General features: G+C 54.8%; 25 protein-coding genes. 19 read left to right on the forward strand and 6 right to left on the reverse strand.

From position 1 onward, the window contains the following. Positions 1-48 precede the first annotated feature (48 nt). Positions 49-615 (forward strand): hypothetical protein, encoded by a 567-nt coding sequence (locus IEW66_RS02510; RefSeq protein WP_188680029.1) that lies wholly within the window; start codon positions 49-51, stop codon positions 613-615. A 71-nt stretch (positions 616-686) separates the two neighbouring features. Continuing rightward, the gene (locus tag IEW66_RS02515; RefSeq protein ID WP_188680031.1) at positions 687-1445 is read left to right on the forward strand and encodes a sulfite exporter TauE/SafE family protein; all 759 of its coding nucleotides are present in this window, start codon (positions 687-689) and stop codon (positions 1443-1445) included. Here the strand turns inward: IEW66_RS02515 and IEW66_RS02520 are convergent. Further along, on the reverse strand, positions 1442-1735 hold the full coding sequence (locus IEW66_RS02520) for a hypothetical protein (RefSeq protein WP_188680033.1): 294 nt from the start codon (positions 1733-1735) through the stop codon (positions 1442-1444). The two genes, IEW66_RS02515 and IEW66_RS02520, sit on opposite strands and share 4 nt — an antisense overlap. Before the next feature lie 106 nt (positions 1736-1841). On the opposite strand from IEW66_RS02520, the gene IEW66_RS02525 reads away from it, so the two are divergent. From IEW66_RS02525 to IEW66_RS02575, 11 genes are all read left to right on the forward strand, one after another. Beyond that, the gene (locus tag IEW66_RS02525) at positions 1842-3140 is read left to right on the forward strand and encodes an FAD-dependent oxidoreductase (protein WP_188680035.1); all 1299 of its coding nucleotides are present in this window, start codon (positions 1842-1844) and stop codon (positions 3138-3140) included. A gap of 1 nt (position 3141) precedes the next feature. Beyond that, a complete protein-coding gene (locus tag IEW66_RS02530; RefSeq protein WP_188680037.1) occupies positions 3142-4317 on the forward strand; it encodes an MFS transporter in 1176 nt (391 codons plus the stop codon). Positions 4318-4353: 36 nt separating this feature from the next. After that, positions 4354-5340: an encapsulin gene (locus IEW66_RS02535; RefSeq protein WP_188680039.1), complete on the forward strand. Its 987-nt coding sequence runs from the start codon at positions 4354-4356 to the stop codon at positions 5338-5340. A 1416-nt stretch (positions 5341-6756) separates the two neighbouring features. Next, positions 6757-7854 (forward strand): threonine synthase, encoded by a 1098-nt coding sequence (gene thrC, locus IEW66_RS02540; protein ID WP_229657451.1) that lies wholly within the window; start codon positions 6757-6759, stop codon positions 7852-7854. Between the two features lie 23 nt (positions 7855-7877). Then, on the forward strand, positions 7878-8282 hold the full coding sequence (locus tag IEW66_RS02545; protein ID WP_188680043.1) for a metal-dependent transcriptional regulator: 405 nt from the start codon (positions 7878-7880) through the stop codon (positions 8280-8282). A gap of 146 nt (positions 8283-8428) precedes the next feature. Further along, positions 8429-8950, forward strand: a complete 522-nt coding sequence (locus IEW66_RS02550; protein ID WP_188680045.1) for a hypothetical protein — start codon at positions 8429-8431, stop codon at positions 8948-8950. A gap of 290 nt (positions 8951-9240) precedes the next feature. Continuing rightward, positions 9241-9906, forward strand: coding sequence for a hypothetical protein (locus IEW66_RS02555; RefSeq protein ID WP_188680047.1), 666 nt, complete (start codon positions 9241-9243; stop codon positions 9904-9906). 295 nt (positions 9907-10201) lie between these two features. Beyond that, entirely contained in the window at positions 10202-10741 is a 540-nt protein-coding gene (locus IEW66_RS02560; RefSeq protein ID WP_188680049.1) for a winged helix-turn-helix domain-containing protein, read from the forward strand. A gap of 4 nt (positions 10742-10745) precedes the next feature. Beyond that, positions 10746-11324: a hypothetical protein gene (locus IEW66_RS02565; RefSeq protein ID WP_188680051.1), complete on the forward strand. Its 579-nt coding sequence runs from the start codon at positions 10746-10748 to the stop codon at positions 11322-11324. A 170-nt stretch (positions 11325-11494) separates the two neighbouring features. Beyond that, positions 11495-12277: a S26 family signal peptidase gene (locus IEW66_RS02570; protein WP_229657452.1), complete on the forward strand. Its 783-nt coding sequence runs from the start codon at positions 11495-11497 to the stop codon at positions 12275-12277. 224 nt (positions 12278-12501) lie between these two features. Next, positions 12502-13095 (forward strand): hypothetical protein, encoded by a 594-nt coding sequence (locus IEW66_RS02575; RefSeq protein WP_188680053.1) that lies wholly within the window; start codon positions 12502-12504, stop codon positions 13093-13095. Positions 13096-13428: 333 nt separating this feature from the next. Here the strand turns inward: IEW66_RS02575 and IEW66_RS02580 are convergent, their stop codons facing one another. Continuing rightward, positions 13429-14439 carry an aldo/keto reductase gene (locus IEW66_RS02580; protein WP_188680055.1) on the reverse strand — a complete coding sequence of 337 codons (1011 nt, stop codon included), beginning with the start codon at positions 14437-14439 and terminating at the stop codon, positions 13429-13431. Positions 14440-14528: 89 nt separating this feature from the next. Here IEW66_RS02580 and IEW66_RS02585 point away from each other — a divergent pair, with 89 nt between their 5' ends. Both IEW66_RS02585 and cbiB read left to right on the forward strand, forming a co-directional pair. Continuing rightward, a complete protein-coding gene (locus IEW66_RS02585; protein ID WP_188680057.1) occupies positions 14529-15956 on the forward strand; it encodes a cobyric acid synthase in 1428 nt (475 codons plus the stop codon). Further along, a complete protein-coding gene (cbiB, locus tag IEW66_RS02590; RefSeq protein WP_188680059.1) occupies positions 15953-16900 on the forward strand; it encodes an adenosylcobinamide-phosphate synthase CbiB in 948 nt (315 codons plus the stop codon). Before IEW66_RS02585 ends, cbiB begins: the two co-directional genes overlap by 4 nt. Here the strand turns inward: cbiB and IEW66_RS02595 are convergent. The 3 genes from IEW66_RS02595 to ftsZ are packed head-to-tail and all read right to left on the reverse strand — an operon-like array spanning position 16869 to position 19476. After that, positions 16869-17633: a S49 family peptidase gene (locus IEW66_RS02595; protein ID WP_188680061.1), complete on the reverse strand. Its 765-nt coding sequence runs from the start codon at positions 17631-17633 to the stop codon at positions 16869-16871. The genes cbiB and IEW66_RS02595 overlap by 32 nt on opposite strands. A gap of 36 nt (positions 17634-17669) precedes the next feature. Beyond that, positions 17670-18314: an orotidine-5'-phosphate decarboxylase gene (gene pyrF / locus IEW66_RS02600; RefSeq protein WP_188680063.1), complete on the reverse strand. Its 645-nt coding sequence runs from the start codon at positions 18312-18314 to the stop codon at positions 17670-17672. Positions 18315-18342: 28 nt separating this feature from the next. Next, on the reverse strand, positions 18343-19476 hold the full coding sequence (gene ftsZ / locus IEW66_RS02605) for a cell division protein FtsZ (protein ID WP_188680065.1): 1134 nt from the start codon (positions 19474-19476) through the stop codon (positions 18343-18345). A gap of 116 nt (positions 19477-19592) precedes the next feature. On the opposite strand from ftsZ, the gene IEW66_RS02610 reads away from it, so the two are divergent. Together IEW66_RS02610 and IEW66_RS02615 are read left to right on the forward strand one after the other, a co-directional pair. Beyond that, on the forward strand, positions 19593-20648 hold the full coding sequence (locus IEW66_RS02610) for a prenyltransferase (protein WP_188680067.1): 1056 nt from the start codon (positions 19593-19595) through the stop codon (positions 20646-20648). 85 nt (positions 20649-20733) lie between these two features. Further along, positions 20734-21156, forward strand: coding sequence for a Fur family transcriptional regulator (locus IEW66_RS02615; RefSeq protein ID WP_188680069.1), 423 nt, complete (start codon positions 20734-20736; stop codon positions 21154-21156). On the opposite strand, the gene folP is transcribed toward IEW66_RS02615, so the two are convergent. Continuing rightward, on the reverse strand, positions 21137-22204 hold the full coding sequence (gene folP, locus IEW66_RS02620; RefSeq protein WP_188680071.1) for a dihydropteroate synthase: 1068 nt from the start codon (positions 22202-22204) through the stop codon (positions 21137-21139). The two genes, IEW66_RS02615 and folP, sit on opposite strands and share 20 nt — an antisense overlap. Before the next feature lie 232 nt (positions 22205-22436). Between folP and IEW66_RS02625 the strand changes: the two genes are divergently transcribed. Both IEW66_RS02625 and IEW66_RS02630 read left to right on the forward strand, forming a co-directional pair. Beyond that, the gene (locus IEW66_RS02625) at positions 22437-22859 is read left to right on the forward strand and encodes a DUF6015 family protein (protein WP_188680073.1); all 423 of its coding nucleotides are present in this window, start codon (positions 22437-22439) and stop codon (positions 22857-22859) included. 9 nt (positions 22860-22868) lie between these two features. Next, a complete protein-coding gene (locus IEW66_RS02630; RefSeq protein WP_188680076.1) occupies positions 22869-24638 on the forward strand; it encodes a ribosome biogenesis/translation initiation ATPase RLI in 1770 nt (589 codons plus the stop codon). Positions 24639-24704: the final 66 nt, after the last annotated feature.

A 24704-nucleotide genomic window follows, 5' to 3' on the forward strand; every position in this document is an offset into this window, starting at 1 on the left:
TGAGCGCAGACGAATCCTGTTCATATATGTGAATGCAATGGAGGTTATATGACAACAATCAAGAGCGCTGTCATGTCTGTAATATCAAGCGACCCCACTTACTCCATGATAGTGAGCAGCGGGCTCTGCAATTACACAAGCATGGCGAAGAGGATACAGAGGACTGTGGAGGTGATGCTGGGCCGCCAGGTGAACCTCAATTCCATAACTAAGGCCCTGACCCAGATACGCATTGAGCCCAGGTATGTCAACATTTTCGGAATAGTTTCTCAGGCAACGCTCTGGGCGGAGTACGGCCTGAACGAGTTGCAGTGCGGCCTGAACGACAGGCTGCCGGAGGGTTCGCTGCTCGTTGTCAGGAGGGACGGTTACTATACCTGCCTCTGCAAGACAGGTGAGCCCGGTAAGATCGCGCTCATAAGGATCAGGACGCCGAAGGAGGCCTCCAACACTCCTGGCCTCTCGCTCTTCATAACTGAATACCTCTATCTCAACGGTGTGGAGTTCAGCAACATTTACAGGCTTGGCAACGAGATCTGGATAACATCAGATTCCGAGAACGCGGGCAGAATACTTTCCATACTGAGCGACATGATATATAGGTCACAGCACTGATTTGAATTCACAAATATGATTTATTTTTCATGAATGGGAAACATTAATCTATCTGAGAAAGATTAGCGGGTATGTTTCCAATTGAATACGCCTTCGCCGTGGTTTCAGGCGTACTTGTGGGTTTCAGCCTGGGGCTAATAGGTGGTGGCGGATCAATACTCGCCATTCCTCTCTTCATATACTTCGTTGGGATAGACAACGTTCATGCGGCCATAGGAACAACCGCACTGGCTGTGAGCCTGAACAGCTTCTTCAACTTCACCCAGCACCTGCGCCTCGGCAACGCTGATCTGAGGATCGGCTCCATATTCGCCGGCATCGGCGTGGCGGGCGTCCTGGCGGGGACCACCCTGGGCCTGATCACACCGGGCAGTTCCCTTCTCTTTTACTTCAGCATTGTGATGGTCGGCATAGGCATTTACATGTTATTCGAGAGGAGGAGGGAGAGGCAGGGTGCCGGAGGCAACAGGTATGGCAGGATATCCCTGTCTTCCCTGGTTGCTGGGTTCGCCTCTGGGTACTTCGGAATAGGTGGAGGTTTCCTCATCGTGCCCTCCCTCCTGTACTCTTCCAGCATTGGCATGAACAGGACTGTGGGGACCTCCCTTCTGGCAGTGGGGACTTTCGGCCTTGTAACAGCAATAAGGTACGGAATAGCAGGCTACCTCTACCCAGTGATCGCTATCCTATATGTGGCCGGCGGCATAATCGGGGGTCTTGCTGGAGCCAGGCTTTCGAAGAAGACGGACTCCAGGAACCTCAAGAGGGCCTTCGCGGCTGTGATAATCGCAGTTGGCATATACCTTGCAGTAAGCAACTTCCACCCCTAGTGGAAGTAGCCCAGGTAATTAAGAACAAGCATGGCTATCGCCGAGGCAAAGATAAGGAGTCCGGCGACGGCCTCCTTTTCAGGCAGGCCTATGTTGAGTGCCCTCTTCAGGCCTCCAGCACCCCCGATTTCCCTGAGACGGGCAGCATGGGTGTAAATGAACTTTAAGTAGCCCTCCGCCAGGTAGGAAAGGGTCGAGACCTTCTGTCCTATATAGAAGAAAGCCGCCAGGGCCAGCACATATGAAACCACTATGAACGTGTTACCTAGCTTCTGTCTCTGCGGGGGCATTTTGAGATGGCATGCTAAACATGTCTAATTAATCTTTCTAGCAGTATAATTTATGAAAGAGCATTCATGCATGTGAAATTCTAATAGAGTGAAAGCATACACCGGCATGCGCATAGTCGTGGTGGGGGGCGGGGCTGCCGGGATGGCCGCAGCCTCGAAGGCCAAGAGGGTATCCCCACATGCAAGCGTAACTGTGCTGGAGGCGGGACGCTTTGTGTCCTATGCAGAGTGCGGCATGCCCTACTACCTCCAGGGCATTGTCAAGGATCTGGAGGATCTCCTCCACTACCCCGTCACCGAGTTCACGCAGAGAAGGGGGATAGATGTCAGGACAGGTTGTCGCGTAACTGAAATAGACACAGGGAAACAGGTGGTGAAGTCCCAGTGCGGGGACTTCCCGTACGATAGGCTGATCATAGCCTCAGGGGCCTCCCCTGTGCTGCCGCCCGAACTCTCCTCGCCGGACGTGCACACCCTTAGGAGCATGGAAGAGGCCTCATCAATAAAGGCATCGATGAGGCCCGGATCTGAGGTAGCAATAGTTGGAGGCGGCGTCCTCGGGACCGAGCTTGCGTCAGCCCTCTCGGAAGGCGGGTTCCGTGTGACGCTCGTGGTGAGGAAGCACAGGCTCATATCCGCCCTCTCTGAGGAAGTATCGGCACTGGTAGCTGCCGAAATGGAAGGCCGGGTGAAGATACTCTGGGACACAACCGTGGCCTCTGTGGAGGGCAAGGGCGGCCAGAAGCTGCTCGAGACCAGCTCAGGGCAGGTCAGGGCCGATGTGGTGATTGCAGCCACGGGAGTGAGGCCCAACTCCAGGATCGCCTCAGATGCAGGCATCCAGACAACGGGCAGCGGTGCGATCAGGGTTGACGAGAGGTGCCTGACATCCGAACCGGGTGTATATGCTGCGGGTGACGTGGCAGCCTGCAGGGACCTCGTCACCGGTGACTACGGGTGGTTCCCACTCGCACAGGTGTCCAACAAGATGGGGAGAGTGGCCGGGGCAAACGCTGCCGGCGGTGAAATGAGTTTCCCAGGGGCCCTGGGGACAACCCTGATCAGGATATTCGGGAAGGAGCTTGGCTTCACGGGGCTTACTGGCCAGAGGGCAAGGGATGCTGGCTGCAAGTCCGTGCACATAACTGCGGGTTCCAGGGCGAACTATTATCCCGGAAGGGAGAACGTGGATTTCGTCCTCCACTACTTTCCCGATGGCAGGGTGGCAGGTGCTGAGGTGTTCGGAGGTCCTGGGTCGGCCTGGAGGCTCAATGCTGTTGCAGGTCTCATCTCGAGGGGCTCCAGGCTTGAAGACCTCTTCTTCGCAGACTTCGGCTACTCCCCGCCCTTCGGCCCCGTGTGGGACCCGATAGTGATAGCGGCCAGCGTGGCCATGAGGGAATAGGATGAGGAGACATCTTCCTTACTACCTGATACTCATACTATCAGCGGTAGCCTTCAGGTCCACAAACAACATGGTGTTCACCACAGTGCCACTCCTGGGGCGCTACGACCTTTCCTTCACAAGCTTCCAGGTGGGCCTCATAACTGCCCTGATCTATCTCTTCACTGCCCTGTCCTCAACGTTCCTGAACGCCAGGCTCACTGGCGGTGCCAGGCGTCGGGCGCTTATCGCCTCATCGTCAATCATACCTGTCAACCTGGCTCTACTTTACTTCTCTTCCTTTGCCACAGTCTGGGCTTTCTCCGCTCTCTTCGGCTTCCTGTCAGGCATGGTCTTCCCGAACCTGAACGCCAGTGCTACCGCGCAGGGGGATGCCAGGCAGGTGGAGAGGCAGCTGGCCATATTCAGCGTCGGCCTCAGTGTTAGCCTTGTGCTTGGACCATCCCTCGAGACGTACCTGCTCTCCCTCCTCACATACAGGGAGATATTTGTCTCCTTCATACCTCTGGCCGTCCTGACAGCCATAGTTTCGACGAGGGTGTCGTTCCCGAAGGGAGGTGTGGAGAGCACAAGGATGCAGGGAGGGCTCTCGCCTGGGTTGATAGCCGCCATACTCACTGTTACCTCGTACTCCGTGCCATTCGTTGTCCTAGTTGCCTTCCTCCCGATATACGCGATATCCGTGGTGCATGTGCAGAGGACACTGGCATACTCCCTCTTCGTGTTCTTTTTCCTCACCTCCTTTGGCATGCGCCTCTACCTCTCCTTCAGGCCGGTGAAAGTGCTCACCGTACCGGTGGTGCTGTCCACATCCCTCACTGTGGCAGGCCTGTTGATGCTATACCTGGCACGGGATCTGGCCGGGATAATCGCCAGCGCTCTGGTGCTGGGCATACCCCATGGGCTGAACTTCCCCATGTCTACCATAATGCTCTCAAGGGGAACTGGCCTAAGCGAGAGGAACGTAGCTTTTTCATACTTCTCAGCCTACAACAACATAGTCCAGGTCGTGACAGGCCTGGCCTTCGGCTACATCGTCTCAGCGCTCGGCTACAGGTTATCGTTCCTCATCCTGACCGCTGCGGTGGGGGCCCCGTTCCTTGCCTTCCTCATACTCTACGTGAGGCCGGGGGCATACTTCCTCTCGGGGCAAGGGCCAGGTGATACAGGACTGTAATACACTTATATATACATGCAGCAGCTACACTCATCCATGTTCTCCAAGGACCCATCAGAGCTGGTAAGGAAGGAGCCATTCGACAGGGAGGAGACTGTTAGGTCGATAAGGCTTGCAATGGCGGCGGAGATAGACGCCATAAACTTCTACCTGCAGCAAGCAAGGCACATACCGGAAGGGCCGTTCAAGGCAGTGCACGAAGACATAGCCAGGGAGGAAATAGCGCACTTCGGTGAGTTCATGAGGCTCCTCCTGGAGTATTCGCCAGAGGATTTCAAGAGGATGGCGAGTGGCTGGGAGGAGGCATCACGCCTCATAGGTAAGGCAGAGAACTTTCCGTTTCAGGAGAAGGGCAGCGGCGGTTCAGGGGAGGCACAGGGTGGTGTGGGTGGCAGGCTCTTCCCGATGTTCCGGGAGGTCGAGTGGAAGGAGGAATCTGTCCAGGACCCTGAGGACGCGGGCAAGGTGCACCAGCTCAGCTTCCTGACACACCAGGTCGAGATAAGGAGGGACCTGAGGGAAGAGGTCGCCTCTGCGGTTCTGGGCAGGGAGGAGAGGAAGTTCAGTATGGGGCTAAAGAAAGAGATACTGGTGTCGCACCCACTCTCGCCCTGGAACAGGTCGACACATGTCAGGACGGGCCAGATAGGGCAGGCAGGCCAGATCTCAAGCGACATAATAACGGGCATAGATAGGTTATCGTCAGAGGGCTACGATGGAGACCTCGGACTCATAGTGAGCCCGGAGGCCATGAAGTCCATGAACAGGGAGATCGGTGGCACAGGTGTCCTGGAGATTGATGTGGTCAGGCCATACTTCAGGAGCATCGTCTTCACCCCCGTGCTGGAGGGCCTCTCCGCAATGGTGGTCCACATCCCATCCGTAAGGGTGCTCGTCAGGATGCCGCCGGAGACGGAAAAGAGGGTTCTAGACGCCTCGAAGTGCCTTTACATGATGCACTCCAAGCTGGCCCCGATGACAGACTACAGCGGGGCAGTCGCAAGGCTCCAGTGGAAGGACTGAACCCAGGATGCGGGTGAGCTGGCCATGTCGGCACGCCTCAGGAGGCAATCCAACTGTAATGCCAGAGGGACAACCATGATGATGTGCATCCATCCCCTGCAGTGGTGGCAGGGATCGGAGATACATGCCATCCAGTTCCACGGGAATGGGCGAGCGAATATGGAGCCACATCCATCAGAAAGGCTTCAACGCACCGCGTTGAGGTAAGAACATCCCCTTCGGTGAGGGTGATAGGTTGCCGCCTCCTGTGGGCACTTTCATGGTTACTGGAGATCGGGCATAGCCACGCCGTGCAGGCTGTAGAGAGGGCTCCAGGCTGTGAAATATAGCCTGATGGCCTCATGAACGGTATACCGTGCCCTGGCCTGTCCTGCCGAAACCTGATCCCTGTGGCGGGAAAGATGTTCAGTAACGCCACTGCCGCCAGTAGCCCGAGGAAAAGCCCCTCCGGAACAACCGCGGTGGAAGGTGAACACAGTGTTCGTAGTGCCCGGTAACGCGCGATGGTGCGGCAGGATGGTAGCACAAGGCATCCAGCGCCGGTAAAACATCTGCAGCCAGCAACTCAGAGGCACCCCCATTGCCTGGAAGGCGATCTCGCCTAGGGCGTTCCTGACGACCAGGGCGGATATCCTGCAGGTCTGCACGGTCGCCACGAGCTCAAGGCCTGTCAGCCCGATGACCACAGTTACGTAAATATGATAGCTTCCAATACCAGAAATTCGGGGAAACACTGCTGTGACCAATATAAGTAGGGCCATTTCCACTGGGGATTCCTCCCTTGCATCCATTCCATCTCTCTCTGGCTCCAGTCCGGCAAACCCTGGAGAAGGAGCCTGTGTTTGTGCAAGTCCTTCAGATCCAGCAGGGTGTACCGTGTTATGACAGGCGGTGGCTTTTATCACCTCCCCGGGCTGAATATAAATCTGATGATCGATAATAGTGTCCCATGTTTTAACTGTGGTTTTACTCAGTTTCCTCCTGTACGAAAGGATCGTAACATTCCTACCTGATAATCTTAAGCATTGGCCCAGCAATTTCGGAAGCCCCAGTGAAGCCGGTGAATTTCTCTTTACGGGCCTTACCGGATCTCCCCCAACGTTATCCGTGACACTGAAAACATGTTGCAGGTGAAGTATCTCTAAGATTGCACCCAGAGTTCGGTACGCCTAATGGAGCGAGATGGACGTATTTTACCTGATCGTTTCATAATCATGAGTATCTGCATCTCCCAGAGGCCACGTACCTGGAAACACGAAAAATTTTAATCATGCTTGTTAATAACAGGCATATGGCATTCCCGCCCTGCTCCATGATTCTCACTACAGGCACAGCGGGAGCCATTATTATCCACTGAACCCCATGGAAGGTGTTTAAATGGTGTTCTCCTCTCTGAGGTGTATAGACTGTGGCCATATGTATGGCATCGACAGGAGCAGGTACAGGTGTGACAGGTGTGGTGGCCTCCTTGAAGTCACGCATGAGTTCGGGGACCAGTTGTATGATTTCAGGAAGAGGGGCGTGTGGAAGTACAGGTACCTCATCCACCCGGCCCTACCGGAGAGCCTCACCGTGAGCAGGAACGAGGGCGCCACCACCATGTACAGGAGCGACAGGGTGAGCCAGTATGCCGGAATCAGCCTGCACCTGAAGCATGACGGCGAGAATCCCACGGGCAGTTTCAAGGATCGCGGTATGACAGTTGCGGTCTCAGAGGCCCTGAGGCTGGGAATGAAGAGAACTGTATGCGCATCCACAGGTAACACCGCTGCCTCCGCGGCATCTTACAGCGCAGTGGCTGGAATGGAGTGCACGGTCTATGTCCCTGCTGGCAAGGTCTCCCAAAGCAAGATGGCACAGACGCTGGCCTACGGTGCCAGGGTTGTGGAGGTGGACGGCACGTTCGACAATGCGCTCGAGGAATCACTGGATCTTGTCGAGGACGGAAGCTACACCCTCAACTCCATAAACCCGTGGCGTGTGGAGGGCCAGAAGACAGTGCTCTACGAGATCCTCGAGTGCATGAGCGACGTGGACATAATATCAGTCCCGGCGGGAAACCTAGGGAACACATCAGCCATAGGCAAGGCAATAATGGAGCTCGACACCCTTGGCCTCCTGAAGAAGGTTCCCAGGCTTGTCGCTGTACAGGCAGAGGGAGCAGCCCCTTTCTACAGGATGTGGGTGGAGCACTCGGAGTCCATATCGAGGGTCGAGCCAGTGACAGTGGCCTCAGCAATAAGGATAGGTAACCCGGTGAGCTGGAAGAAGGCCAGGAGGGCCATAGAGTACACATCTGGAACGGTCGTATCTGTCTCCGATGAAGAGATACTCGAGGCCAAGCGGTGCATAGACAGGGCAGGCATCGGTTGTGAGCCCGCCTCTGCAGCCTCTGTTGCGGGGATACGGAAAATGGTGCAGGAAGGGGAGATATCGAGGGATGAGCGTGTTGTGGCCATACTCACGGGAAACCTGTTGAAGGATCCCATGTCACCCGTCGGAAACAAAGTTTAAGTATTTTAGTAAAATGCTAAACTATGGATTATTTAACTAAAAAAGAGCGTGACTGTTTAATCACGATCAAGGAATCATCAAACGGTCCTTTCCCAGTCAAGCTCAGTGAGATTGCGGAGAGGATGCAGGTGAAGCCCCCCACTGTGTCGGATCTGCTCAAGAGGCTCCTCGATAAGGGCCTGATCACAAAGAAGGGCGGGATGGTCATACTGAGCAGGGACGGTGAGGAGGCATACAGGGACATAACCCTAGTTCACAGGGCAATGGAAACGCTGCTCTTCAGGGCTGGCCTCTCGAAGGAGGAGGCATGCAGGGAGGTCAAGGAGTTCGACTACCTCATGAGCAGGGAGACTGCGGAGAGGATACTTCACCTCATGGGCGACCCTGACACTTGCCCACATGGGCAGCCTGTTGTTGTGAAGGAATGAAGACCACTAAATCCAACATTTATGCCGTGTTCCTTATAATTTAAGTCAGGTCTAGCTGATATTTATATTACTGCCCATATTGGTATTTCGTGAAAGGGGCCGGCCGCAGATGCACACTCCTATTCGGGATGTTGGCCATCTTAGTGGTGGCGTCAGCGGCGGCTATCCCATCACAGGCGGAGGTTGAGGCTTCAGCCGCTGTCATGGCTGAGGGGGTTCATGTAGCCAGCCCGCTGGCACTGGACTTCAATACCCAGTACGGGTGCTGCGGCATTTCATGGAAGCCGTTTGGGGGAGCCATTTACGGCAACACCGAACTGCTCGGTGGCGCACTGACAGTGAACCTTACTTGCCTCGGCGGAGACCTCTGCCTCCCAGGCATTCTCTTTCTTGACAATGTGAATGGCCTCCCGGGGCAGTTCTACATCCTATACGGGGTAGCAAACAGCACACAGTCAAACTGGGTATACGTGAACGCCACTTCTTCCAGCCTGCCCTTCAACGGTTGGAGTGAACAGAACATGAGTGAATCGGGGCCATACCCACTTTACGCTTCTGCCGGCTCCACCAATTACATTGACCTCTGCATATCAACACCTGCAGGCTGTGGCCAGGCACCATCCATCACGGTGTACGTTTATGTGAATGCAACGCTGGGCAGCAGCTGAGGTTCTCACATCCAGTGCTGTCATCAGGCCCATAGTTGGGGAGAATCCTGCTCGGTCACTGATCTTAAAAGCTGGGTGAAACCCCTGCGCCTGCAGGTCATCTCTTGCGGCCTGAGGCTGTTCAGATGGAAACGTGTCACAGGCCATTACCGTGGAATTAAGCGGGGAGCGCTCCCTGGTCCTAAAACCAGCACGGAAATGCATGTTTCACGGGCATGTGTCCACAGATGATATGTATTTTTATTTCACAAAACTTAACAATGCAGTGCCGCTGGTCTCGTTGATACGGTTTGTTCCACATCACCTCTCTCCTGCATGCTGCCCCGGAAATGCTGATCTCGCTCTTCCTGGTCTACCTTATGGCGGAAACCCTGATGGCCTCAGGGCTCCACAAGCATTCCAGGGTAAGTGAGAAATTCATAGTGAAGGGCCGGCTCAAGAGGGATTCAGGTTCTGTGGCCACATGCCCACTCATCACGGGCCAGGGGTCAGACCTGGCACTGCTTGGGATAGTAATGCTATCCGTCTCCACATTCATCCTGGTATTCCTGGGGCTGTCGGGTGACAGCACCCTCTACGATGTTGTGCCCCTCATCTCGGGCAAAGCTGGTTTCATAGTCTACGGCCTTGTGGTGATATCATACGCACTGGCAGTGGTAGCCACCTTCTTCATTGTGGTGGTTGGAAGCAGAGTGAAGAAGGTGGTGGGCCTCTTCTGTTCGGGCCTCTGCACCTACATCGCTTTCCGCACCCCATCGCTTGGCTGGATCCTACACATCCACGCACCCTCGACCTTGATTTTCGCCATCATTTACTTCTCAATCCTTATGTCGTTGTTGATGTCCTATTACGTCTGGTGGGTCGTCAAGCCGGAACGCGTTGTGAGGCTATCAGTTGCTTCTTCCGGTATCTCTTACGCTTTGCTTGCCGCGCTGTCAATCTACAGGTTCATCTGAAAGGCCAATATCTGTAACGGGAAACACCATTCAGCCTGGTTATCCATTCACCGGTCAGCGCTGGGCAAACGGCCGCGCTCATACTGTTAAAATTATAAAAGAGGATCATCCACTATTATATAAATACTGTTAAATCGTGAGTTGCAGCTAACTAAATAATATCCACTCGAATAGCTTATCGAGTTGATCATATCTGTCGTCTGACTGCGGTTATTTCTTCAGGGAAAACGGTGAACTGGTCTTCAGAGGTGATCTCTGGAGGGTCTCGAGGGAGAGGACGGCAAGTGTGGGAAATGTGAGGATAAGGTTCAGGCTGGTCCTTGAGTCCGGTGGGCAGTGCAAGATGCTGTTCCAGGAGCTCACAGGAAACAAGCAGGACAGGCTGGCGCAGATCACAACGGCCATAATGCTGAACTCAATGGGTGGAGGCGCCAGGTTCTGCCTGGTGGCCAGAAAGCACATATCCCATGAGGAGAGGAGCATAATAAAGAGCAACGGCATAGTGCTGGCTTCCAAGATCGGTATCATCCCGAACGACGGGGACGTTGTGTGGCTTTTCGGCTCGGAGAATAGGTCCAAGTTAAAAAGGCGGCAGAGGGCAGAGATAGTGCAGGAAATACTCAGCCTCCTGTGTGACCACCCATGCCGGATCACGGAGATCGTCAGGAAATGCAACCTGAACTATGAGAGCGCTCTCTCTATGCTGGAAAGGCTCAAACAGAGGGATATGGTCAGGATAACTGAGGACGGCGGAGTGAAGAGGGTCAACATCACAGAGAAGGGCATAACAACGCTGAACCAGATGCTATCGGGGCGTTTTGACTTCTTTGGTTAGAAAGATGCACGGACTTCAGTTCTGGGCCCTCCTGTTCATACCCCTGGCAATACTAGTCTCAACACAGGTGGCCGGCCACATCCTCAGGGCCGGAATCAGCGATGTCTCCCGCACTCTTGAAGCTGCCATGGAGGATGTTGGTAGGTATACGAGGGTTGTATTTGCTGAAACCCTGGTCAGGTTCTTCTCTGACAGCAATGCCAGCACTGTGGTGGGGCGCCTGCTTGATAAGGTCCAGAGGGGCCAACAGATATCCGAGGATGATCTGGAGATGACAATGCAGGCCGTTGAAGACGTATCCGGCCTCTACGAGGCAATGAGGGGGAGCATAAAGCCACTGTTAAGCTACAACAGGATGCTGTACGTCTCCTCACTGATCCCACTCATCGTAACTGTCTACGGAATAGTCCTGTCTGCCGCAACCTCGCTCCTATTCTTCTCATACCTAGGCCAGCTGCCCAGGGGTTTATACAACCTCTCCATAGGGGTCTCCGTGGGCTCAAGCATAGTGTTCAGCGTGCTGCTCGGTTTCCTGCTGGCTGAGGTGCACTTCCTGTACAGGGATGCTGGTGGCCCATCCTGAAACGGAGTCCACCTTCGTGGATACCCTCTTTAACGAACTAATCAGGAAAACTCCACTGTGATCTGGATACGTCGGGTCCGTAAGGGCGGGGGAAGTTAGACATCGCCATCTTAAATCTTAAAGGCCTCTTGCAACAAAATATTTATACTGATGACGCGACTACGTAAGGGTTGAGGATAAGCAGGATCGTTGAGCTGTCAGCCCTGGCCGCCGTGGTGATCTTTGTAGTCGGCGTAACGGTGTATTCAGGTACAATACCGCCAGTGAGCACGATAGCGTCGGAGAGCATGACACACAGCGACTACTGGCAGTACGGGACAATGAACGTCGGAGACATTGTGTTCGTCAAGAAAGTAGACAATGTGCCAGGCTCCGTGATAACGTACGTGGTCGGCAGGGAGAGGAACTATTCGACCTATGGGGAGTACGGGAACGTAGTATTGTACAGGAGTTCAGATGGCCAGACCATCATACACAGGGCTATGTTCTACCTTTCCTGGTCTTCAGGCAGGCCCGTTGTGCAGGGATACCACAACCAGTCGTGGATGACGGTCACTGATAAGTACGTCCTCATAAAGGAAGTGGGCTTTTCACACAGGAACCTTGTTGTCTACATATCCTCCATGGTCAACGAGAGTGGCTTCATAACCGTGGGGGACTTCAACCTGGCCTTCCGCGGGGTCTACAACTCATCGCTTAATGCATATGAAGCGGCAGACCAGAACGTCGGTATAACGAACGCCCCTGTGAACAAGAGCAGTATCATCGGTGTGGCCTTCTGGGACATACCGTGGTTCGGACTCATAAAGCTGAACGTGCTGAAGCTCTACGGCCAGTGGCCGCAATCCAACGAGGTGGCCAAGGATACCTATGACCTCTTCTTCGCTGCAATCCTTGTCATAGTGGTGCTCGCTGCCTTCCCGTACGGGCGGGTCATAAGGAGGAAGAAGTAACTACAGGACGTGGGCAGGCATTGCCAGGGGCTCCATGGAGCATCCACCTTTGTATCTGTGTGTTCCTGTGCCCCCTCACGGTACCTGCAGGGCACCATTCCCATGATATGTAACAATAATCCCTAAATTCATTCAAAACAATATTCCATATCTTTGCTTCCACCCCCTTTTGTATCGTGCAGCAGTAACAGACATGCCCATGAGGGGCGAAGGAGAAAGAGAGAATGAATAGAAAGACCATGATAGCCATTGTCGCTCTGGTGGCAACACTGCTTCCGGCTGTGGCTGTGGCTGACGTGATGGTGCAGGGCTTTGTGAACGGAAACTCCCAGGCTGTGCCAGATGCATTTTACGTGCAGCCAGGATCGAACTACATGCAGGCGCACAGTGCAGCGGGGTTCACATGGATGAGCAAGTCGGTCAGCGAGAGCGAGATACTGGGAAACATAACCCTCGGCTTCATGACAAATGAGACCATATATGAGGTCAACGTCTTGGACGTCAACTTCTCGAGCGGTGCATCCGGCGACTTCAACATTACCGTAACGGTGCCTTCTGGGGTCTCTGGCACAGTGGCATTCCCAGAAGATACAGCCATGTGGGTATCTAACGAGCCGTTCACCCTGAGCTACAGCGGGATCCACTTTGCATCAGGATCTACGACCTATGAGTTTAACCTGGCATCACCCGGTACGACATCGGAAGTCTTCGACAACGTTAACCACAGCACGCACCTGTACATAGCATTCGTAGTGGGTGCCGGCCCGGCGGATGAAAGCTACTCGTTCCTTGTGACGATGAGCCTGCTCTCCTCGTGAGGGCATGGCCCGCCAAATTTTTACCTTTTTAGTTACATTTTTAAATTTAATTTTTCAAACATCTGACAGTAGGGACACCAAGCATCTCTTTTAAGGTTTATGAAAGGCCTTTGTACTTATTTTAATACACGAAATTATGGAATACAGATATTTCAGGGAAATATGGTAGCAGTGAAACTATGATTATGACATTACATTAGTGCAAGGATGCCATGGTTTTCCAGGCCAGGTCACCGCAAACTTGACGTGGGTCTATACCCTCTGCAGAAGTTCCCGGTTCTGAGCGGATGTTTCCTTGGATGATGAATGACTGCATTTAATAGCCACTCACAGTCAAACTCTTCCTGACATCTGCTGCCTCTCTGCTTGCTCGTCATATGGGTACGTCACGTAGAGGCTACTTGCCCTATCGAGCTCATCCATCTCTTCTCTGGTCAGTTTCACGTCCACAGAGCCGATGTTCTCCCTGACCTGCTCGACACTCCTGGCACCTATGATCGGGGAAGTCACTCCCTTCCTGTTCAGGAGCCAGGCGAGGGATACCTGTGCGTCTGTCACCCCCTTCGACTGTGCGATCCGATGCACCGCTTTCAGTACCCTGCTGTAGTAGTCTTCGGCCCCCTTCCAGGGCACGTCTATGCCCCTGGATACCATGCTGCGAAGCCTCGTGCCGTCTGGCACCTCTCCCCCCACCGTGTACTTTCCGCTCAGCACGCCTCCCTTCAGGGGGCTCCACGGCAGGACGGCGATGTTCTCGTGCACGCACAGGGGTATGAGTTCGAACTCTGTGGCCCTGCAGAGCAGGCTGTACTGCGGTTGCAGGCTCACGAACTCACTGAGCCCGTTCTCCCTGCTTATGGAGAGGGCGAGCATGAGCTGCCAGGCCCTGAAGTTGCTCGCACCTATGTGTAGCACCTTCCCCTCGTCCACGAGAGCCTGTAGTGCGGATAGCGTCTCCGAGAGGTCGGTGATGGGGTCCCATGCGTGGACCTGCAGTATGTCTATGTAATCGGTCTTCAGCCTCCTCAGGCTCCCCTCAACGGAGTGCCTTATGTGCTTTCTCGTAAGTCCAACAGAGTTGGGCTTGTCGGAGGTGGCGAACCTCACCTTGGTGGCAACTATGTAGTCCTCCCTGTTCCTGTTGGAGAGCCATTTACCCAGTATCTCCTCAGACCTCCCCTGGTTGTATACATCCGCTGTATCGAAGAAGTTACCGCCGCTTGCCTCGAACTCGTCCATGATCCTGAAGGCAGTCTCCTCCCCGGCATCCCTGCCGAAGGTCATTGTGCCGAGGCAAAGCTCGCTCACCCTTAGGCCTGTCTTTCCCAGCAGCCTGAGCTCCATTCGCATGTATTGAGAGGGGAGGATAACTACTTTTCTTGGGCCCTGGATCCAGAGGCAACACTTTATTGCCACCTGAAAAATCATCACAGGTGGCAGCACGCGTACTGCAGGTCACAGGCACATCGTCAGGGAGCGGAAAGAGCACTGTAGCCATGGCAATGGCGTACCACTTCAGGAAGCTCGGGTACAGGGTATGCCCTTTCAAGGCTGTAAACATGTCACTGAACTCGGTGGTGGTGCACAACGGTGAGATGTCCAGGGCACAGTGGCTGCAGGCCTTGGCCGCAGGCGCAAGGCCAGATGTCAGGATGAACCCCGTTCTCCTGAAGCCTGAGGGCCAGGGCTCGCAGGTCATAGTGAACGGCAGGGCCATGGGAAGGATGGCAGTGAGGGAATACTACTCGTACATCTCATCTGACGGCCTCATGAAGATCCTGGAATCCATCCAGTGGGCCATGGGGGACAGCGACATAGTCGTATCGGAGGGTGCGGGCTCCCCGGCCGAGATAAACCTCCTGAGGTTCGACCTGTCCAACGGCCTGCTGCCGGAGATATCGGGGTGCCCCATAGTCATGGTGGGAGACATAGAGAGGGGCGGCGTCTTCGCGTCCCTCTACGGCACACTGGAGCTCATGCCCCACAGGTCCCAGGTGAAGGCGCTGGTCATAAACAGGATGCGTGGGGACACCTCCATCCTGGAACCCGGCATAAGGCTCCTCGAAGGCCTATCAGGAACAAGGGTTGCAGGCGTCGTGCCATTCTTCGAGTTCAACCTGCCCGGGGAAGACTCCATGGACTACCAGGGGGACACTGGATCGGAAGAGGTGTGCGTGCTGCGTTACCCCCACATGGAGAACTACAGCGAGGTTGACCCGCTCAGGTACTACGGTGTGGGATACTCATACGTGGACCACAGGAATGCAGGCAAGATACTTAACGCAAGGCTGGTGGTGCTACCCGGGTCGAAGCTCGTCTTTGAAGACCTCGCTTACATAAGGAGGCATGGCATCGACAGGCTGATTATGAAGGCCAGGGAGAGGGGCGCCAGCGTCCTTGGCGTATGCGGCGGTTACCAGATCCTGGGGAAGAGCATAAGCGACCCGTCTGCCGTGCAGTCAAGCGGTTCCTTCACCGAGGGCCTGGGACTCCTGGACGTTGAAACGGAATACGCGAAGGAAAAGACAATAAGGGAGGTGGAATATAATATAAGGAACAGCCACCTGACGAGCCAGAGGTACAGGGGATACGAGATACACTACGGGATGGTGAGGAACTTGTCTGAGGAACCATTCCTTGAGACCGATCTGGGGCCAGAGGGAGCGGTGTCCAGGGACGGGGCAGTGATGGGCACGAATGTGCACGGCGTGCTGGAGTCAAGGGAACTCATCGAACACATTCTCGGGAGGAAGGTACCTGTATCCAGTTACATGGAAGGCCTTGAGGCTGAGGTCAGGAGGGTTAGCGAGAGGATACTCTCCTGCCTCGATCTGGACTACATCGAGAGGCTAGTGCTGTGAGCTACCCTTACATAGTCCTGGGTATAACGATACTCATAGGCGCCATCCTCCTGGACATTATCTTCGGGGAGCCGCGGGAGTGGATACACCCTGATAGGATACTTGGCAGGCTCATATCTTATATGGAGCCACCATTCAGGTCTCTCAATGGTGGAGTCGCAGGCGGGTTCCTCCTCGCCGTAGTGTTTATAGCTGCCATCACCTCGGTGGCCTACTTTGTGCTTGCAGTCTCCTCACCCGTGGCCTTCGTCTTCGTGATAGTGGGTATCGCCTACCTGAAGGCTGGTGTATCGGTGAGCAGGAACGCATCCACGGCCAGGCGTGTTGTCAGGCTCCTGGAGAACGGCGAGCTGGAGGCTGCCAGGGATGCCCTGATCGCGTCTGTGAGGAGGGACACCAGCGAGCTGGACACTGGCCATGTGGTCTCGGCGGTGATAGAGATGCTTGGCCAGAGCCTCCTCTACGACGTTTTCTCCCCACTCTTCTTCTTCGCCATCTTCGGCCCAGTGGGGGCACTCTTCGTGAAACTCGTCGTGACACTCGACAGGAGGATGGGCAAGAGGAACAAGAGGTACTTCGAGTTCGGCAGGTGGGCCGCGATAATATCGACTGTCGTGAACTACATCCCGGCCAGGATCGCCGGCTACATGACGCTGCTCGGCGCCGAGTTGCTGAACTACAGGATACCGAGGCTGTCACTGAGGTCAGTGAGCAGGCTCGTCGAGAGCGTCAACTCTGGCTGGACCATGGGTGCAATGGCAGTTGCAATGAACATCAGGCTGGAAAAGATGGGCTCGTACATACTCAACGACGACGGCTTCGAGCCCGGCATAGGTGACATAAAGAAGGCCATAAACATATATTACATGACGGTCTACTCCTCTATAATACTCATAGTTATACCCATAATGATCATCGTATTCCTCGGTACATCAGCTCTGTGACCACATCTTCCACCAGGTCCTGTAGGTATTCCCTTACCTGGACGGAACCGAGAAGCCTGGAGATAAGGGGAACCCTGGGCTCGAACCGCCTGACCTTCATCCCTGAACCCGTGGCGGCCCTGAGTTCCTCCAGGACCTTTTCCTTGCCCGCTATGCCGTCTATGAGCCCGAGCTCAAGGGCCTCCCTTGGGCTGAACACCCTGCCGTTTATGGTTTCGTCGATCCTCTCAGGCGGTATTTTCCTCCTCGATATGACATCATCCCTGAACCTCGAGAATATGTCGGAGAGGACCTTCCTGTATATCTCCCTGGCCTCATCGTCCGCGGGGCTGAATGGAGATAGCATGTCTTTGTATTTGCCGACCTTCGTCACGTTCACATCTATGCCTATGCGTTCCAGGAACCTCCTCACGCTGGGGTTCACGCTTATGACGCCTATGGAGCCCACAAGCGAGGTCTCCATCGCGTATATCTTTGTGCAGGCACAGGCGAGCCAGTAGCTCCCGGATACGCCCAGGCCCTGTATGAATGCATACACGGTCTTTTTAGAGGAGAGCGAGGAGAGGGCATCGTAGAGTATCTGGCTTGCTGTGGCATCCCCTCCCTCCGAGTTTATCGTGACCAGGACGCCACCAACCCTCCTCCTTGACCTGAGGTAGCGGAATATCGGCACGTAGTTCCTAACAGACCTGTCAGTGATCCTGCCGTAGAAGCTCACCTCAGCAACGTACACGATTAGAAAGTGGGAATTGGTATGAAAACCTTGAGATCAGAGCATCATGGAGAGCCTCTGGTCGATCTCCATGGCTACCTTCACCGGATCGCTTGCCTGGTAGATCTTCCTGCCAACGATGACGTAGTCCGCACCGGCCGCCACCGCAGAGACCTCATCGCCTCCCTGGGCGCCTATGCCGGGCGATATTATCTTCATGCCCCCGGCGCGTGCCCTTATCTGGCGCAGGACGGCCTCGTTGTTGCCCGGGGCCACGAAGCCGTACACCCCGGCCTTCATGGAAATGTCGATAAGCATGTCATGGAACCTGTTGAGCAAATCCGAGGCCCCGGGGTGGGACATGGCAACCACAGAGAAGACCTTCATGTCTCCTGCTGCTTCAACCACGGCCCTCAGCGAATCTTGGCCAACGAAGCTGTGTGCTATCACACCCCATGCGCCCAGTTCCCTGACCCTCTCCACTATGAGCCTGTTGGTGTTGGGTATGTCTGCAAGCTTCAGGTCGCATATCACCCTCGAAAACCTGGATATCTCTCTTATTATCTGCGGCCCTGCGTGGAGAATGATGGGCCAGTTGACCTTTATGGCAAAACAGTGGGGAGAGATGTCCTGAGCCATACGTAGGGCCCTCCCCACATCTACCAGATCCAGCGCGAGTATAAGCCTGCTCCCATCGCTCATTTCCCTGGCATTGCTCTGCCTTAATTATTTATTTCACTATGTCCACCGGTGTCTCATCCTCTCCGCTGACGAGCATCTTCCTCAGGTTCTTGGCGTCCTCAAGCGTCTTTATCATGTACGGGGACTTGACGCCTGTTAGGAGCAGCAGGACCCTGAGCCTGCTGCCCATGGACGGGTCGACAGCAGTGCCAAGGATTATGTTCGCGTCCTTGTTTATCCTCCTCTGTATCTCTCTCGTGGCGGTCTCCGCCTCTGCGAGGGTTATCGAGCCCCCGACTATCCTTATTATGCACCCCCTGGCATCTGATATGTCTGTGTCTATTAGGGGTGAGGAAATGGCCATCTCCAGGGCCCTCAGAGCCCGGTTGTCGCCCCCGTCGACCTCCCCTATCCCGATGAGGGCAACTCCGCCGTCCTTCATTACAGTCTTCACATCCGCATAGTCTATGTTTATCTCCCCGGTCTGTGTGATCATCTCCGTCAGGCCCTTCATGGCCTCGCCGAGGAAGCGGTCGGAGAACGCAAAGGCCTCGTCCAGTGGCTTCTTGGGGACATGTTTCAGGAGGAGGTCGTTTGGAATCGCTATCAGGGTGTCGGAGTACTGCGAGAGCTTTTCCAGGCCCTGGAGCGCGTTTTCCATCCTAATCCTCCCCTCTGAGGTGAAAGGAAGCGTAACGGTGGAGATGACCAGCGCGTTGGCGTCCTTTGCAGCCTTCGCCACAACCGGTGCTGCACCCGTGCCCGTGCCACCGCCCAGTCCACAGGTTACGAACACTATGTCACACCTCTGCACTATCTTCTGTATGTTCGGCAAATCCTCTATAGCCGCCTCCTCACCTATGGATGGTATTGCACCTGTGCCAAGGCCCCTGGTCTTGTTCTTGCCTATCAGCATCTTCTTCGGTGCGTTTATCTCAAGCAGGTGGGACGCGTCTGTGTTAATTGCTATCAGGTCGGCACCCGTGACACCCTCCTCAGCCAGCCTGCTTATGGTGTTCGAACCTGCGCCGCCGCACCCTATGATCTTTATCCTGACCCGAAGCCTGTTCGCGATCTCCTCTATCTCCCTCTCCTCCGGGGACACGTAGTTTTCCGAAGCCTGCACCTCGCCAGGACTCCCATCCTCTGCGGATCTTACAAGTAGGCCAACGCTGTCAACCATATGTCAGACATAATACTGCTCAATATATATAATAATTTTGTTACATTCCCCATCAAATGCGAGCCCCTCAAAGAACCTTTTAGATACAGTTTTAACCGCCCCGGTGATTATGCCGCATGGCCGGGCAGGAAAACATCAGGAAGAACCGCCTCATCATGTGGTACTCCGCCTTCAGGGGATTCTACGACAGGAGGAGGCCGGAGGACTACGACTTCATCTCAAGGTTCCTATTTTCGGCGAGGAGCGTGATCCTGGTCATATCAGCGCAGGCAGCGATCATATCTGGCATCCTCTCCTACATCTACGGCGCGTTCAGTGTCCAGAGGTTTATCCTGGTCTTCTTCGGTTTCCTGATAGCGCATGCCCTGAGTAACCTGTCCAACGATTACTTCGGGTATGTCCGCGGGGACGACACCCCGGACTCACCGCGCCGCATGTACACGATACACCCTATAGCTGACAACATCCTCTCCAGGGAGGAGGCGAGGCTCTCCATAGTCCTCTTACTCCTGGCAGGGCTGGCAATAGCCGGTGCCCTGACATACATGTCGGGGATATACACACTGGCATTCCTCGCAGCTGGCCTGGCACTCCTCTTCCTGTACGATGCCGCACCGAAGCCCCTGAAGTATTACGGCCTCGGTGAGGTAGCGAGCTTCCTCGCCTGGGGCCCGGTGATGGTCTCCGGTGGCGTCTATGCAATAACTGGCCACTTCTTCTATCAGTCGGTGCTTGTGGGCACCCCGTACGGCCTCGGTGTCATGAGCATACTCTGGGGGAAGCATGTAGACCAGGAGGAATACGACAGGTCCAGGAAAATAAGGACTATGCCAGTTCTCCTTGGCGGGAGGAGGGCCCTGTACGCAGGGGCAGCCATAATAGTTGCCATGTACATCGTTCCTGTGGTCGAGATCCTCCTCGGTACCCTACCCATAACGTCAATAATCATATTCGCAAACCTCCCACTCCTGATCTATGCAGTGAGGGTCTTCAGGAGTCCCAGGCCGGAGAGGCCTCCTGAGGGTTTCGTCGGCTGGCCCCTCTGGTACCACAGGGCTGCCCTCAGGCACAACAGAAGGTACGGCTGGCTCTACATCCTGGCCCTCCTGGTACCGGCCTTGCTGGCAGCGGCCACGGGAAATCACGCGATGGCTGCTCACCTTTTCCTCTGAGGGTGTGCATACAGTGTAATAAGACATAAGAAATACTGACAATTTCCTAATAAATCTTATAAATAAAGATACGATGTCTTTTTAAATGGTCTCAGGAAAGTACGTGGATCTACTGAGGAGGTCAGGGTACAAGATAACACCCCAGAGGTTAACGGTCATAAAGTACATTGAGGACCACTCACCGGGACACTTCAAGGCCGAGGACATCTACCAGGGCACAAAGGAGGAGGAGCCCACCATCACGCTTGCCACAGTGTATAATATACTCAGGGCCCTTAGGGAAGCCGGCGCCGTCAGGTCATTTGAGGCCAACGGCTCCATGTGGTTCGAGACAAACACCGAACTGCACGGCAACATGGTATGCAGGGTGTGCGGGAGGATCTTTGACGTGCCCCTGGGCGAGGAGGTGCAGAACGCTCTCATTACCTCTGAGCACAGCATAGAGAGCGTCAGCATAATCATGAACGGCGTCTGCAGGGAGTGCAGGTCTAGGATGCCTCCTCCCTGAAATGCTTCATTGCTAGGTACATCCTTAGTGCGTCCCTGTTCTCCCTGACGTCGTGGACACGCAGTATGTCTACGCCCTTCTCCATGAGGAATATGGAAGATGCTATCGTCCCGGGAAGTCTGTCATTAACATCCCTGCCGGTTATTCTGCCTATGAAGGTCTTCCTGGACGCCCCAACGAGGAGCGGGAAGCCGAACCTGAAGCACTCCATGTTGGATATCAGTACCATGTTCTGCACAGAGTCCTTGGCGAAGCCCAGGCCAGGGTCAACCACTATGCTCTCTGGTTCCGCGCCAACCTCAATGATCTTCCTTGCCTGTGCCTGGAGGAAGGAGGCAACCTCATATACAACGTCCCTGTAATCGGTCATGCTCTGCATGGTCTTCGGGTCTCCGCGCATGTGCATGACTATGCACTTCAGGTCAGCGGACGTCGTCAGGGACAGCATGGCCTCATTCGTGAAGCCCGTTATGTCGTTCACGTAATCAATGTCGTAGCGCAGCATGTCCTCAAGCGTCTCAGGGTTCCTGGTATCTATTGACACAGGTATATCGGAGACCTCTGTCAGGTACTCGACCACAGGCCTTAGCCTCTTTATCTCCTCCTTCGGCGGCACAGGGTCAGAGCCTGGCCTCGTGCTCTCGCCGCCAACATCTATTATGTCTGGCTTCTGGTCCAGCATTTCCTCGATCTTCTTCACCGGTTCGCTACCTACCCTGGAACCCTCGTAGAACGAATCGGGTGTGGCGTTGATTATCCCCATTACCATGGGCACCTCAAGAGGCTTCGAGAGGTCTTTGAGCATGCGGTCAACCACGGCCCTGGTGGCCTCACCGTACTGCGAGAGCTCTATGAGCAGGGACCTGACATCCTGTGCAGGGCCCCTGGTCACATAGTGCCACACATCTCTCCCCTTCTCCTGGAACCTCTCCAGCAGTTCAACGCCGTCTATCCTCATCTCTCTGTCTGAATAAACTTCCACGGACGCATCCCTGCTCCCATCACCTCTGAACCTGCTCCTGGCCGGGAAAGCAGCCAGAACTGCCATGATTCTTAAAACATAACTTTCTGTATATAAATGTAGTGTGTATGCCCAGGTGTAGGGCCGTGGTGCTATCAACCTTTATATCTCATGGATCGCATGTGATCATATATGCACTCCTGCGTTCAGCCGGCTAAAATGTATTCAGATATGTATTTAACGGGTGTGTATGGGATAACATTATTAGGCTGGGTGAAATGAGTGGCAATTGTAAAATTTACACTCAGAGAGGTTATGTATGGTTCCCGGTGAGCTTGCAAGGCCCAACACGGAGCGCAATTACACGACAATAGATGAGCTGGCGATGGCAATCAGGAAGGGCTTAAGCCTGCAGAACAAAAGGATGGGCGAAGAGGAATCCATGGAGGCCGCGGAACACATAATCAACTTTTTCGGCTACAGCGACAGGGTCATAGACAACATGCTCGAGCCGGAGGACAGGGATGCCTTCTACACCATGGAGGACATAGGGGTGCTGCAGACGGAGAGGGAGGAGACCACCCTTTACGACGGAAGGGAGTGGAGGATCCACTACTGGCTCCTGAACATCCCGAGGATAATGGAGCTGGCCAGGATGAAGGTGAACGACGTCAAGGAGGTAAAGAGCGAGGAATCGCAGCTCTATGAAGAGATCCCGGATGAGTACTGGAAGGCCAGCTAGGTGGTGCTATTGCACATTGCAGTCCTCAGGAGGGATAGGTGCCACCCCAAGAAGTGCAACCACGAGTGCCAGTATTACTGCCCCCCAGTGAGGAGCGGGACGCCAACAATAGAGTTCCCGGATGCAGAGGGGCAGCCACTCATCACCGAAAAACTGTGCATAGGCTGTGGCATATGCGTGAGGCGTTGCCCATTCGGCGCAATAACCATAGTCGGTATACCTGACGAGCTGGAGAAGGAGAAGGTACACCAGTTTTCGGAGAACTCGTTCAGGCTCTACTCACTGCCGGTGGTCCAGCAGGGGAAGGTGACAGCCATACTGGGTCAGAACGGTATGGGGAAGTCAACAACGCTCAGCATACTGGCAGGTAACACGATCCCGAACTTCGGCAACTTCAGGGAACCACCCTCAAAGGACGATGTGGTAAAGAGGCTTTCCGGCACGGTTATGGGCCAGTACTTCAGGGACCTCTACTCTGGCAGGAAGAAGGTGGTGCTCAAGAGCCAGTATGTGGACCTGATCCCAAGGGTTGTCAAGGGCAGGATAAGGGACGCACTTTCAAATGCAGATCAATCGGGGCGCATGGATGAGGTCGTCTCCCTCATGTCCATGGAGGGTGTGCTAGACAAGGATATCGATAAGTGCTCTGGCGGCGAGCTCCAGAAGCTGGCAATATCCGTGGCCCTGCTGAAGGACGCGGATGTCTACCTAATGGACGAGATGTCCTCATACCTCGACATAACCGAGAGGCTGCGCGTGGCCAGGGTGGTGCAGGAGCTCGCGAGGGACAGGACAGTGCTTGTGGTCGAGCACGACCTTGCCATAATGGACTGGATGGCCGACGCAGTCCACATAGTGTATGGAAAGCCGGGCGCCTACGGCGTTATAACGGAGCAGAAGTCAACAAACAAGGCTGTCAACGAGTTCCTGTCCGGATACCTTAGGGAGGAAAACGTCAGGATCAGGGAGAGCTCCATAGACTTCCAGGAGCGCACGCTCAGGAGGGATGTCAATGCGCCTGTGCTGGTGAGCTGGGAGAACGTATCGAAAACGCTTGGAGACTTCACACTCAGGGCCAGGAGCGGCTCCATAAGGCTCACGCAGGTGGTCGGCGTGCTGGGGAGGAACGGCCTCGGCAAGACGAGCTTCGTGAAGATACTGGCAGGCATAATGCAGCCTGACACGGGGGCGGTATCATCAACAGTCAGGGTCGCCTACAAGCCGCAGTACATAAGCGTGGACTATGCAGGCACAGTTGCAGACCTCATAGGGGAAGCCCTGAAGGAAAGGTCTGCGGACACCTTTGTGAACAACGAGATAATGCACCCCCTCCAGATAAACGAGCTCATGGACCTTGAGGTCGAGGATCTCTCCGGCGGCGAGCTACAGAGGCTCTCCATAGCGATCACCCTTGCCAGGGACGCGGACCTCTTTCTCCTAGACGAGCCGTCAGCCCACCTTGACAGTGCCATGAGGATGGAGGCCGCCAAGGTCATAAGGAGGGTCATGGAGAACAACAGGAAGAGCGCTCTCGTGGTGGACCATGATGTGTACTTCATAGACCTGATCTCCGACTCACTCATGGTCTTCAGGGGGGAGGGCGGAAGGCACGGCGAGGCTTTCGGCCCGATGGACATGCGTTCGGGAATGAACATGTTCCTCTCAGACGCTGGTGTTACTTTCAGGCGTGACCAGCAGACGAAGAGGCCAAGGATAAACAAGCCAGGCAGCAGCCTGGACAGGTCGCAGAGGGAAAGCGGGGAGTACTACTTCAGCTGACCGGGGGAGCTGATGCCTGGAGCACAAAGGGCATTTAGTTAAGGGACAGTTCCATAAGGCATCGCA

Source organism: Thermogymnomonas acidicola, from assembly GCF_014646795.1.
GTDB classification, from domain to species: Archaea; Thermoplasmatota; Thermoplasmata; order Thermoplasmatales; family Thermoplasmataceae; genus Thermogymnomonas; species Thermogymnomonas acidicola.